Genomic DNA, 12,586 nt, shown 5'->3' on the forward strand with positions numbered 1-12,586 from the left:
GCCTACTGCGCCGGCACGGCGATCATCTTCCGGCGCGGCACGCCACTGCCGGCGCCGACGGCGATACGCCCCGGGTGCTCTCCACGGCGACGACCCCGTCCTGAGGCATCGGCCGGCCGTATCGGCGCTGGGCGACGACCTTGCCGACGTCGCGGTCGTTCGTCCGAGAGTCGCGGGTCCGCGGGTCCGCGGGTTCGCCCGTGTCAGTGACCGACGGGCAGGCCGTTCGGTTCCTTGATGCGCTTCATGATGATCTGTGAGTTGACCTCGGTGATGCCGGTGAGGGCGGTCAGCTTCTCGATCCACAGGCGCTCGTAGGCCCGCAGGTCGGCGACGGCGATCCGCAGCAGGCACCCGGGGCTGCCGAAGAGCCGGTAGGCCTCGATGACGTCCGGGATGTCCTGGAGGGCCGCCTCGAAAGCCTCGACCGTCTCCCGGTCGCGGCGCACCTCGACCGAGACGAGCACCTCGAAGCCGCGGTCCACCGCTTCGGGGGAGATGACTGCGCGGTAGCCCTGGATCACCCCGTCCTGTTCCAGCTGGCGGACCCGGCGCATACAGGGGGAGGGGGTCAGTCCCACGCGCTGGGCGAGTTCCTGGTTGCTCAGGCGCCCATCGGCCTGGAGCTCGCGCAAGATATCGCGGTCAATGGCATCCATGGCGCAATTATCACCCACACTGTGTGGGCGGCCTGGGCGAAAACGCAATCACATTGCGCCGAGATCGGTCTATCATTGCTGCTTTGGGTACATATGTACGAGTGACGTACTAGTGACACGAGTGACACGAGTGAAGGGCGGCCACGGCCGATGGGACGGATCGTCGTGATCAGCACGGGCGGGACGATAGCCAGCCGCTGGCAGGGTTCCGGCTTCGCAGCGGACGCCGACGGGAACGAGGTGATCGCCACCGCACCACTCCCCGAAGGCATCACCGTCGAACTGGTCGACCTGTTCAGCGTGAACAGCCCGCGGCTCACCACCGCACACCAGCTCACCCTGCTCCGCACCGTGCACGAGGTGCTCGCCGACCCCGGCGTGGACGGCATCGTCGTCACGCACGGCACCGACACCCTGGAGGAATCGGCGTTCCTCCTCGACCTCCACCACCACGACCCCCGCCCGGTGGTCTTCACCGGCTCGCAGCGCCCGATGGGCACCGCCGACGGGGACGGCCCGGGGAACCTCTACGACGCCCTGCTCACCGCCGCCAACACGCGCGGGCTCGGCGTACTGATCGCCTTCGCCGGGCGGGTGCACGCCGCCCGCGGCACCGTCAAGACCCAGGCGCTGGAGCTGGACGCGTTCGCCGACCCCTCGAAGGAACTCTTCGGGAAGATCGGCTTCGGCAAGGTCACCATCCTGCGCCCCCCGCAGCGCCCGGCCCCGCTCCCGCTGCCCGCGATGCCGGAGCTTCCGCCGCGCGTGGACGTGGTGGTGCACCACGCCGACGGCGACCCGGTCCTGCTGAACGCCGCCGTCGAGGCGGGCGCGCGCGGCATCGTCCTCGTCGGTACCGGTGCGGGCAACGCCACCCCGGAGATCGTGGAGGCCGTCCGGGCCGCCGTGGGCCGCGGGGTCCTCGTCGCGCTGACCACCCGGGTCATGGCCGGGCCGGTCACCGAGATCTACACGCACGGAGGCGCGGTGGACCTCGTGGCCGCCGGAGCCGTCCCGACCGGAACCCTGCGCGCCGGACAGGCCCGTATCGCGGTCCTGTCCGCGCTGCTCGCCACGGACAACAAGGTCGAGCAGGCCCGCATCCTGCGCGAGGCGCTGGGCGCCCCCGGCTCGGTGCTCGTCGGGGCATAACCCTCCGGGGCGGCGTCGGCGACCGTTGGGCTCCAGGTCAACGGTCGCTACGCTGCGGGGGGTTGCATGGAGCCCGGGACCATCGGCATCCGGCCGGCCTCGGCGGCCATCGGACCCCTCGTCAAGAAGCTGTTCGTCCTGGCCGAACTCCCTGAGTTGGAGTCGGTCGTCGTCCACGGAAGCCGTGACCTTGTGCGCGACACCGAGGTCTTGCCGCCTTCCGTGCGACCGACCTGGATGTGACGGGCCGGCACCCAGCGGGCGCCGGCCCGCCCGTCAGTTCCCGAACGCCGCCAGGATGCGGTCCGCCGCCGATGTCGGGGTCACCGTGCCCGCCCGTACCGCGGACTCCAGGCCCGGTGCGAGCTCCCGTACCGCAGGGTCCGCCCGCAGGCGTTCCAGCAGTTCCTCGCGGACCATCGACCAGGTCCACTCCACCTGCTGCGCCGCCCGCTTCGCTGTCAGCCGGCCCCCCGCGTCCAGCAGGGTCCGGTGCTGCTCCAGCCGGCTCCACACCTCGTCCAGCCCGGTCGACTCCCGCGCGCTGCACGTCAGCACCGGCGGGGTCCAGGCCGCGTCCACCGGGTGCATCAGCCGCAACGCGCCCGACAGTTCCCGGGCCGCGGCCTTCGCGTCACGCTCGTGCGGGCCGTCCGCCTTGTTCACCGCCAGGACGTCGGCCAGCTCCAGGACACCCTTCTTGATGCCCTGGAGCTGGTCGCCGGTACGGGCCAGGGAGAGCAGCAGGAAGGAGTCCACCATCCCCGCCACCGTGGTCTCCGACTGGCCCACGCCGACCGTCTCGACGAGGACCACGTCGTAGCCCGCCGCCTCCATCACGATCATCGACTCGCGGGTGGCCTTGGCGACCCCGCCCAGCGTGCCCGCCGAGGGTGACGGCCGCACGAACGCCGCCGGGTCCACCGACAGCCGCTCCATCCGGGTCTTGTCACCCAGGATGGAGCCGCCGGTGCGCGTGGACGACGGGTCCACCGCGAGGACCGCGACCCGGTGGCCCAGACCCGTCAGCATGGTGCCGAACGCGTCGATGAAGGTGGACTTGCCCACCCCCGGGACACCGCTGATGCCGATGCGGCGGGCCCGGCCCGCGTGCGGCAGCAGCTCCGTCAAAAGCCCCTGCGCCAGCACCCGGTGAGCGGGCAGGGTGGACTCGACGAGAGTGATCGCGCGGGCGATGAACGCGCGCTTCCCGTCGAGCACCCCCTTCGCGTAGGCCTCGATGTCGATCTTCGGCACCGGCGGCCGCCTACAGCTCGTGGCCCAGGTCCGCGGCCAGCCGCGTCACCAGGTCGTGGGCCGCGTCCGGGATCACCGTGCCGGGCGGGAACACCGCCGTCGCGCCCATCTCCAGCAGCGTCGGGACATCGGCCGGCGGGATCACACCGCCCACGACGATCATGATGTCCTCGCGGCCCTCCTCCGCCAGCTGCTCGCGCAGCGCCGGTACGAGGGTCAGGTGACCGGCCGCCAGCGAGGACACGCCCACCACGTGGACGTCCGCCTCGACGGCCTGCCGGGCCACCTCCGCCGGGGTCTGGAACAGCGGGCCGACGTCCACGTCGAAGCCCAGGTCGGCGAAGGCCGTCGCGATCACCTTCTGGCCGCGGTCGTGCCCGTCCTGGCCCATCTTGGCGACCAGGATGCGCGGACGGCGGCCCTCCGCCTCCTCGAACCGGTCGACGAGCGCACGGGTGCGCTCCACGGACGGGGACTCGCCTGCCTCGGTGCGGTACACACCCGAGATCGTACGGATCTGGCTCGCGTGCCGCCCGTACACCTTCTCCAGTGCGTCCGAGATCTCACCGACGGTGGCCTTGGCACGCGCCGCGTCCACCGCCAGGGCCAGCAGGTTGCCGTCGCCGCGCTCGGCCGCGTTGGTCAGCGCCCGCAGGGTGTCCTGGGTGACCGCCTCGTCGCGCTCCTCGCGCAGCCGTCGCAGCTTGGCGATCTGCTGCGAGCGCACCGAGGAGTTGTCGACCTTGAGGACGTCGATCGCCTCGTCGTTCTCCACCCGGTACTTGTTCACGCCGATCACCGGCTGGCGGCCCGAGTCGATCCGCGCCTGCGTGCGGGCCGCGGCCTCCTCGACGCGCAGCTTCGGGATGCCCGCGTCGATGGCCTGCGCCATGCCGCCGGCGGCCTCGACCTCCTCGATGTGCTGCCAGGCGCGGCGCGCGAGATCGTACGTCAGCTTCTCGACGTACGCGCTGCCGCCCCACGGGTCGATCGACCGGCAGGTCCCCGACTCCTGCTGCAGCAGCAGCTGGGTGTTGCGGGCGATGCGCGCCGAGAAGTCCGTCGGCAGCGCGAGCGCCTCGTCGAGGGCGTTGGTGTGCAGCGACTGCGTGTGGCCCTGGGTCGCCGCCATCGCCTCGATGCACGTGCGCGTCACGTTGTTGAAGACGTCCTGCGCGGTCAGCGACCACCCCGAGGTCTGCGAATGCGTGCGCAGCGACAGCGACTTGGCGTTCTTCGGGTCGAACTGCTTGACCAGGCGCGCCCACAGCAGCCGGGCCGCGCGCAGCTTCGCGACCTCCATGAAGAAGTTCATGCCGATCGCCCAGAAGAACGACAGGCGCGGCGCGAACGCGTCCACGTCCAGGCCGACCGCCTGCCCGGCGCGCAGGTACTCCACGCCGTCGGCGAGCGTGTATGCCAGCTCCAGGTCGGCCGTGGCCCCGGCCTCCTGGATGTGGTAGCCGGAGATGGAGATCGAGTTGTACCGGGGCATCTTCTGCGAGGTGAACGCGAAGATGTCGGAGATGATCCGCATCGAGGGCTTGGGCGGATAGATGTAGGTGTTGCGGACCATGAACTCCTTGAGGATGTCGTTCTGGATGGTCCCGGCGAGCTTGTCGGGGGAGACGCCCTGCTCCTCCGCCGCCACGATGTACAGCGCGAGGACCGGCAGCACCGCGCCGTTCATCGTCATCGACACCGACATCTTGTCCAGCGGGATCCCGTCGAACAGCTGCCGCATGTCGTAGATCGAGTCGATCGCCACGCCCGCCATGCCGACATCGCCCGTCACGCGCGGATGGTCGCTGTCGTAGCCGCGGTGCGTCGGCAGGTCGAAGGCCACCGACAGGCCCTTCTGGCCGGACGCCAGGTTGCGCCGGTAGAAGGCGTTCGACTCCTCGGCCGTGGAGAAGCCTGCGTACTGCCGGATCGTCCAGGGCTGGTTGACGTACATCGTCGGATACGGGCCGCGCAGGTACGGCGCCACACCCGGGTAGGTGCGCAGGAAGTCCAGGCCCTCCAGGTCCCGCCCCGTGTACAGCGGCTTGACGCCGATGCCCTCGGGCGTCTCCCACAGCAGGTCGGCGGCCGCGGTGCCGGTGGACTCCTTCACCGCGGCGCGCCACTGCTCCTCGGTCACTCCGGCGGAGGAGGGGTCGAGCGCGAGCTCGGAGAAATCGGGGATGCTCAAGACGGCACTCCCATCCGGTCGAGTACGGAGGACAGCACGGCGACGGCGTCACAGCCGGCGAAGACGTACTCGTCCACGGAAGCCTCAGCGGTGCCCGGCCGGCCGGCGAGGAAGACGGTCGTGGCGCCCGCCGCGCGCAGCGCCTCGGACACCGCCGCGGCCTGCTCCTCGTACAGCGCGTCGCTGGAGCAGAGCACGGCCATGCCGTCCGCCCCGCTCGCGGCGTAGGCCGCTCCGGCCGTCGCCGGATCCACCGACACCGGATCGTGCACCGGTTCGATGCCGCCCGCCTGGAACAGGTTCGAGGCGAAGGTGGCGCGCGCGGTGTGCGCGGCCGCCGGGCCCAGCGCGGCGAGGAAGATCCTCGGCCTGGCCCCGGTCGCCGCCAGGTGCGCGTCGCTGCGGGCGCGCAGGGACTCGTAGGCCTCGTCGCGCCGTACGCGGGGCAGTCCGCCGGTGGGTCCGGCGGGCGCGGGCTCGCGGACGACCGGCTTCTCCGAGAGCAGTGGGAACTCGCTGACGCCCGTGATGGGCTCGCGCCGCTTCGCCAGCTTCTTGGAGCGTTCGGCCCAGGTGGCGGCGAGCCGCTCGGCGACCAGCCCCGAACGCAGGGCGGCGGCCTGGCCGCCGGCCTTCTCCAGGGTCTGGAAGAACCCCCAGGCGGCGTGGGCCAGTTCGTCGGTGAGGCGCTCGACGTAGTACGAGCCGCCGGCCGGGTCGATCACCCGGGCCAGGTGCGACTCCTCCAGCAGGATGGTGGAGGTGTTGCGGGAGATCCGGAGCGCGAAGGCGTCCGGCAGACCGAGCTCGTTGTCGAAGGGGAGCACGGTCACCGAGTCGGCGCCGCCCACACCGGCGGCCATGCAGGCCACGGTGGTGCGGAGCATGTTCACCCAGGGGTCGCGGCGGGTCATCATGACCGGCGAGGTCACCGCGTGCTGCAGCTGGGCACCCGCCTCCGGGGCCCCCGAGGCCTCGGCGATACGGGCCCACAGCCGGCGCGCGGCGCGCAGCTTGGCGATGGTCAGGAACTGGTCCGCGGTTGCGGCGTAACGGAACTCCAGCTGCCCGAGCGCGGCTTCGGTGCTCAGCCCGGCCCCGGTGAGGGCGCGCAGGTAGGCGACACCGGTGGCCAGGGACAGGCCCAGCTCCTCGGCGGCGCTGCCGCCGGCCTCGTGGTACGGCAGTGCGTCCACGGTCAGGGCGCGTACCCCGGGCCAGCCGGCGGCGGCCTCCAGGGCCAGCTCGACGGCGCCGGCCGCGTCCAGTGCCTCCCCCGTACGGGCCTCGTGGCCCAGGGGGTCGGCGCCCAGCGAGGCCCGGGCGGCCTCGGGGGCCACCGCGCTCTCGGTGAACAGACGCAGCAAGGCGCGCGCGGCCTCGGCGTATTGGGCTCCGGCGTCCAGGGTGATGGGGGCGAGGTCCAGGTAGACCCCGTCCAGTGCCCGGGCGAGGCCCTCGACCGGGAGACCGTCCCGGCCCACGGTGAGCCAGAGGGAGGTGACCCCGTTCTCCAGATCGGCGAGCGCCGCCTCGTTCACGCGTACCGGATCGGTACCCGCGAGGCGCTGGCGCACGTCCCAGCCGTTCGCGGTGGTGCCTTCCGGCCTGCCCCCGCGGACGAACGGGGCGAAGCCGGGGAAACCGGTGTCGGGGGCCGCCCCGTCGGGCGGCGCGGTGTACAGCGGGCGCGTGGTGAGCCCGTCCTCGATTGGGGTGGACAACGCGTCTTCTGCGGCCTCGCCGGAGACTTCCTTGCCCGACTTGCGCAGTACGCCTTCTACAAGGCGCTGCCACTGCTCATGCGTCGCGTCAGGGAACTCGGCGGCCAGGGAGAGCCCGTCGTCAGGCAGGACCGTCATGGCTCGAATGTAGGGGAGCGCGCTCAGGTGGCACCATACCGGTGGGTGTGATCTCGCCCTCTCGGGCCGTGCCGAAGGGATCCTGGAACACCCGGCTGAGCAGCACGGTTGCGGCCGCTTCCGGAAGTACGGCAGGTCCCGCGTGCGGTACCACGATCCGCTCGGGATCGTCGCAGACGTGCGAGAGCTCCCCCGCGGCCTCCCGGATCTCCTCCAGATATCCCTCGTCGAGGACGCTCGCCAGCTCGGTCACGACCATGACCGCCCGGTTGAAGACATCCAACAGAAGAGCCGCCGCGCGGTCCACCGCGCGGGCGCGCTCGCGCAGCAGCCGGTCGGCGCGCGGATCACCGGTGGCGGCCGCGTCCACCAGCAGGTTCACCGACGGGTCCGGCACGATGCCCCGGCGCACGGCCTCGGCGCCGAGCGCGGTGTCGGACGCGGTCGCCTCCAGGCATCTGGTGCGTCCGCACGCGCACGGGGCCTGCGAGCGCGGCACCGGCAGATGGGCCACATCCCCGGCCGCCCCGCCCGGCCGCCCCGCATGGCCGCCCCGCACGGCCGTTCGGCCCGCCCCGCACGGCCGTCCGGCCCGGCAGCTCGCCGTGTTGTCGGGCGCCCGAATACGCCCCGCCCCCCGGGCGGCCCTCCGCCGTAGGAGTCACCGAGCCCGGGTCGTCCGGTGCGGTACGTCGCACGGCAGGGCGGCCGGGCCCGGTCCGCTCTCGACGAGATGGCCCAGGGGGCATGGCTCGTCCTTCCGATCCGGGCGGCGGTCGTACTCGCGCGACGGGACAACGCGGCGGAGCGTGCGTGCCAGGCGTTCGGGCGGGCCGGGACCTCGTGGACACGCCCCCCGCGGGCGGACAGCGGGGCGGATCCCGGCGAACGCGTGGCGGCCGCATTGCGGGGCCATGAAATCCGGCCACGCTTTTCGGCCGTCGAGGTGGGCTGCTGGACGGGTCCGCGCGTGGGGGAAAGTACAGGTCGCGGGGGGTGCGCGGGGTGGGCGCGGAGGCCGGCGAGGGGAGCGTTCGGAGGCGGCGGGCGGGGGTTGACCCCCGCCGGGGCCGCTGACACGCTCCGGGTCATGTCCGCGAACGCACCTCTCGCCCCGCGGCTCCGCACCACCGGCCTCTGTACCGAGCCGGGCGCGTGTCCGGGCCGCTGTCCGGCCCCCGGCCGCGCCTGACGCCGCCGATCCGGCGCCCCGCCCGACCGGACCACCCGGTCCCCGTCCCGTGCCCGGGTACCGGGCCCGCCCCGGTGCCCCGGTAGGGACGCCTAGCAGGTCTTTTCCGGGCCGGCGCCCGCCCCCGGGTCCCGTCCGGTGGTGCACCTCCAGGGGTGGTGCGCCACCGGGCAGGCCCCCCCGCCCGGCCGGGCGGTTCCGTGCCAGGGCGCGCTCTCGTGGTTCCGGGCGGGCCGGGGCCGCCCGAGGGTCCCTCCGCGCTCGGGCGGCCGGCTCCGTACCACCTCGCACCCGGTAGCACCTCGCACCGTCCCCGTACCCGCCTACGTACCGCCTCGGCGCAGCGCGGCGCCCGGCTGCTCCCTCCCGCCGTTTCTTCCGCTGCGGAAATAACCCGCTGCCCCACCCAGGAGTCCTCATGGCCACTGCCACTGCCGCTACCAGCACCACCGTCACCAGGATCGGCGGGCGCATCGGAGCCGAGATCGGCGGTGTACAGCTCGGCGGCGACCTGCCCGACGGCATCGTCGCCGAGATCCGGGCCGCCCTCCTCGCCCACAAGGTCGTCTTCCTCCGAGGCCAGGACCACCTCGACGAGGCCGGTCACGAGGCCTTCGCCCAGCTGCTCGGCGCCCCCGTCGCCCACCCCACCGTCCCCTCCGCGGACGGCCGTTACGCCCTCGGCATCGACTCCCGCCACGGCGCCCGTGCCAACCAGTGGCACACCGACGTCACGTTCGTCCCCGCCTACCCCGCCTTCTCCATCCTCCGCGCCGTCACCATCCCGCCGTACGGCGGTAACACCCTCTGGGCCAACACCGCCACCGCCTACAGCAACCTCCCCGCACCGCTGCGCACCCTCGCCGACAGCCTGCGCGCCGTCCACTCCAACGAGTACGACTACGCCGCCCTCAAGCCCGACGCCCTGCCCGAGGCCCTGGCCCAGTACCGCGAGGTGTTCACCTCCACCACGTTCCTCACCGAGCATCCGGTGGTCCGCGTCCACCCCGAGACCGGCGAGCGCACCCTGCTCCTCGGCAACTTCGTCCAGCGGATCAACGGCCTCACCGGCCGGGACTCCCGCGCCCTCCAGGACCTCTTCCAGTCGCACATCGAGAGCCCCGAGAACACCGTCCGCTGGCAGTGGCGGGCCGGCGACGTCGCGATCTGGGACAACCGCGCCACCCAGCACTACGGAGTGGACGACTCCGACGACCACGAGCGCACCCTGCGCCGGGTCACCGTCGACGGCGACGTCCCGGTCGGCCCCGACGGCGAACCCTCGCGCCTGATCAGCCCGGAAGCCGTCCCCGACCCCTCCTTCGGCATCGCCTCCGGGGCCTCGGCCTCCGACCCCGGTGCCGCCACCTCCGCTGCCGCCACCTCCGCCGCCACCTCCGCCTGACGAGACCCAAGGAGCGCCCCCGTGCCCAACCTGCTCGCCATCACCGGCAGCCCGTCCGCCCACTCCCGTACCGCCGTCGTCGCCGACCACGTGGTGCGCCGCCTGTCCCACTCCGGCTTCGAGACCGCGCACCTGTCCGTGCGCGAGCTCCCCGCCGCCGACCTCCTCGCCGCCCGCCGCGGCGAACCCGAGATCCGCCGGGCGCTCGAAGCCGTCGCCGAGGCCGACGGCCTGGTCATCGCGACCCCGGTCTACAAGGCCTCGTACACCGGACTGCTCAAGGCCTTCCTCGACCTGCTCCCGCAGGACGGCCTCGACGGCAAGACCGTCCTGCCGCTGGCCACCGGCGGCAGCCTCGCCCACGTCCTGACCATCGACTACGCCCTGCGCCCCGTGCTCGCCGCCCTCGGCGCCCGGCACGTCACCGCCGGCCGGTTCGTCCTGGACTCCTCCGTCGAGCGCGGATCCGGCCCCGACCGGCTGCGGCCCGAGGCCGAACTGGACCTCTACCAGGCCGTCGACGAGTTCGCCGCGGCGCTGCGCTCCGCGCCCCCCACCGCCGTCACCGCCGCCGCCCTCACCACGACCCCGTAACACCGCCGCCACCACGCGACCCGCACCGACAAGGAACCGTCATGCCCGCAGCCTTCACCTCGACCACCACCTCCCGACGCCAGTTCCTCGCCCTGCTCGGCATCTCGGCGGCCGCGGTGAGCTGCGGCACGGCCACCGCCAACGGCGGCGGTTCCGGCGCGCAGGTCAAGACCCTGAAGTACCAGGGCTCGGTCGGCGCCGTCACGCTCCCCGAACTCGCCGCGGACCTCGGCTACCTGGAGGACCTGGAGCTGGAGTGGGTCGGCAACACCATCAGTGGTCCGCAGGACATCCAGTCGGCCGCCACCGGCCAGACCCACTTCGGCGGAGCCTTCAACGGCGCGATCGTCAAACTCGCCTCCAGCAAGGCCCCCATCAAGGCCGTCATCTCCTACTACGGCGTCGACGAACACTCGTACAGCGGCTACTACGTCCTGGAGGACAGCCCGATCCGCTCGGCGCGCGACCTCCTCGGCAAGAAGGTCGGCATGAACACCCTGGGCGCACACTCCCAGGCCGTGCTCGACATCTACCTGAGCCGAAACGGCTTCGCCAAGGCCGACTCGGCCAAGGTCGAGTCGCTCGTCGTGCCGCCCGTCAACACCGACCAGGTGCTGCGCCAGAAGCAGATCGACGTGGGGGTGCTGGGCGGGATCCTGCGCGACAAGGCCGTGGCGGCCGGCGGGATCAGACCGCTGTTCAGTGACTTCGACCTGCTCGGCAAGTTCAGTGCCGGCTCCTACATCATGACCGAGCGCTTCATCAAGCAGAACCCGGACACCGCACGGACCTTCGTGACCGGCGTGGCCAAGGCCATCGAGTGGGCCCGCACCACCCCGCGCGAGGAGGTCGTCGCCCGGCAGACCGAGATCGTCAAGAAGCGCGGCCGCAACGAGGACACCTCGACCCTCCAGTACTGGCGCTCGTACGGGGTCGCAGAGCAGGGCGGCCGGATCGAGGACAAGGAGTTCCAGCTCTGGCTGGACTGGCTCGGCGAGCGCGGCGACATCAAGTCGGGACAGCTGAAGCCGGCCGACCTCTACACGAACGAGTTCAACGGCTTCGGGAAGGGCTGATCCGCCGTGGCGAAGATCGTGTTCGAGGAAGTGACCAAGACCTTCCCGACCAAGGACAAGAGGAACAAGGAGGAGTTCACCGCACTCGACGGCATCGACCTGGAGATCGAGGCGGGGGAGTTCGTGGTGGTCGTGGGCCCCAGCGGCTGCGGCAAGTCCACCCTCCTGGACCTGCTCGGCGGGCTGACCCGGCCGACGGCCGGCCGGATCCTGCTCGACGGGGAGCCGATCGCGGGGCCCGGCCTGGACCGGGGGATCGTCTTCCAGCAATACGCTCTGCTGCCCTGGCGCACGGCGCTCGGCAACGTGGAGTTCGGCCTGGAGGCGACCCGCGTCCCGCGCCGTGAACGCACGGCGAGGGCACGGGAGTTCCTGGAACTCGTCGGTCTCACCGGCTTCGAGGACCGGCACCCGCACGAGCTGTCGGGCGGTATGCGCCAGCGCGTGGCCATCGCCCGCTCGCTGGCGTACGACCCGGACGTACTGCTGATGGACGAGCCGTTCGCCGCCCTCGACGCGCAGACCCGCGAGTCCCTCCAGGACGAGCTGCGGCGCATCTGGCAGCGCACCGGCAAGACCGTCGTCTTCATCACGCACGGCATCGAGGAGGCGGTCTACCTCGGTCAGAAGGTGGCCGTCATGACGTCCCGCCCGGGCCGCGTCAAGGAGATCGTCCCGGTCTCCTTCGGTGCCCGAGGCGGCGGTTTCCAGGGCGAGGACCTGCGCTCCAGCCCCGAGTTCGCCCGCCATCGCCACGAGATCTGGACCCTGCTCCACGACGAGGTGGCCCGCGCTCAGCAACTGGAGAAGGAGGAGGCCACCGTATGACCACCGACATCACCACCCCCGCCGATGCCCCGGCCGACCGGCAGGCGGTACGGGAGGACCCGGCGCCCGCGGCTCCCGCGGCCGCCGACCGGGAGTCCCGCGGGACGCGCCACGGTCTCCCGTCACTGCTGGTACGCCGGCTGCGCGGCGTCGGCCGGGCGACCGTGGCAGCGGCATCCGCCCCGCCGGAGACCCCGCCGGAGACCCCGGCGGCCCTGACCACCCCGACGGCCGCGGCGGCTCCGGAGGCCCCGACGGCTCCGGAGGCTCCGGAGGCTCCCGCCACCGGACCGGATGCCGCGCCGGCACCCAAGGGCCCCGCCTCCCCGGGCGCCGGTCAGGGCACCGCCCACGGCCCCCACGCCCC

General features: G+C 72.6%; 11 protein-coding genes and 1 pseudogene. 7 read left to right on the top strand and 5 right to left on the bottom strand.

Annotation, left to right across the window (positions count from 1 at the left end):
• Positions 1 to 203: 203 nt before the first annotated feature.
• Positions 204 to 659 (bottom strand): Lrp/AsnC family transcriptional regulator, encoded by a 456-nt coding sequence (locus ACWGIU_RS14190; protein WP_453705596.1) that lies wholly within the window; start codon positions 657 to 659, stop codon positions 204 to 206.
• A 150-nt stretch (positions 660 to 809) separates the two neighbouring features.
• Between ACWGIU_RS14190 and ACWGIU_RS14195 the strand changes: the two genes are divergently transcribed.
• Together ACWGIU_RS14195 and ACWGIU_RS14200 are read left to right on the top strand one after the other, a co-directional pair.
• Complete coding sequence (locus ACWGIU_RS14195; protein WP_453705598.1) at positions 810 to 1,811, top strand: asparaginase; 1,002 nt, start codon at positions 810 to 812, stop codon at positions 1,809 to 1,811.
• 66 nt (positions 1,812 to 1,877) lie between these two features.
• A complete protein-coding gene (locus ACWGIU_RS14200) occupies positions 1,878 to 2,054 on the top strand; it encodes a hypothetical protein (protein ID WP_453705600.1) in 177 nt (58 codons plus the stop codon).
• A 33-nt stretch (positions 2,055 to 2,087) separates the two neighbouring features.
• Here the strand turns inward: ACWGIU_RS14200 and meaB are convergent, their stop codons facing one another.
• The 4 genes from meaB to ACWGIU_RS14220 are packed head-to-tail and all read right to left on the bottom strand — an operon-like array spanning position 2,088 to position 7,683.
• Complete coding sequence (gene meaB, locus ACWGIU_RS14205) at positions 2,088 to 3,068, bottom strand: methylmalonyl Co-A mutase-associated GTPase MeaB (RefSeq protein WP_453705602.1); 981 nt, start codon at positions 3,066 to 3,068, stop codon at positions 2,088 to 2,090.
• A 10-nt stretch (positions 3,069 to 3,078) separates the two neighbouring features.
• Positions 3,079 to 5,262: a methylmalonyl-CoA mutase gene (scpA, locus tag ACWGIU_RS14210; protein ID WP_453705604.1), complete on the bottom strand. Its 2,184-nt coding sequence runs from the start codon at positions 5,260 to 5,262 to the stop codon at positions 3,079 to 3,081.
• Complete coding sequence (locus ACWGIU_RS14215; protein WP_453705606.1) at positions 5,259 to 7,124, bottom strand: methylmalonyl-CoA mutase family protein; 1,866 nt, start codon at positions 7,122 to 7,124, stop codon at positions 5,259 to 5,261. The genes scpA and ACWGIU_RS14215 overlap by 4 nt, the downstream gene beginning before the upstream one ends.
• The gene (locus ACWGIU_RS14220) at positions 7,108 to 7,683 is read right to left on the bottom strand and encodes an ROK family protein (protein WP_453705608.1); all 576 of its coding nucleotides are present in this window, start codon (positions 7,681 to 7,683) and stop codon (positions 7,108 to 7,110) included. Before ACWGIU_RS14220 ends, ACWGIU_RS14215 begins: the two co-directional genes overlap by 17 nt.
• A gap of 1,051 nt (positions 7,684 to 8,734) precedes the next feature.
• Here ACWGIU_RS14220 and ACWGIU_RS14225 point away from each other — a divergent pair.
• The 5 genes and pseudogenes from ACWGIU_RS14225 to ACWGIU_RS14245 form a co-directional block, all read left to right on the top strand.
• Positions 8,735 to 9,721: a TauD/TfdA dioxygenase family protein gene (locus ACWGIU_RS14225; protein WP_453705610.1), complete on the top strand. Its 987-nt coding sequence runs from the start codon at positions 8,735 to 8,737 to the stop codon at positions 9,719 to 9,721.
• Between the two features lie 21 nt (positions 9,722 to 9,742).
• Positions 9,743 to 10,315, top strand: a complete 573-nt coding sequence (ssuE, locus tag ACWGIU_RS14230; protein WP_453705612.1) for an NADPH-dependent FMN reductase — start codon at positions 9,743 to 9,745, stop codon at positions 10,313 to 10,315.
• A gap of 41 nt (positions 10,316 to 10,356) precedes the next feature.
• Positions 10,357 to 11,391, top strand: a complete 1,035-nt coding sequence (locus ACWGIU_RS14235; protein ID WP_453705614.1) for an ABC transporter substrate-binding protein — start codon at positions 10,357 to 10,359, stop codon at positions 11,389 to 11,391.
• Between the two features lie 6 nt (positions 11,392 to 11,397).
• Positions 11,398 to 12,219, top strand: coding sequence for an ABC transporter ATP-binding protein (locus ACWGIU_RS14240; protein WP_453705616.1), 822 nt, complete (start codon positions 11,398 to 11,400; stop codon positions 12,217 to 12,219).
• Positions 12,216 to 12,586, top strand: a pseudogene (locus ACWGIU_RS14245) (hypothetical protein); the annotation flags it as partial. The gene ACWGIU_RS14240 and the pseudogene ACWGIU_RS14245, both read left to right, overlap by 4 nt.

Source organism: Streptomyces sp. NPDC054840 (assembly GCF_053611065.1).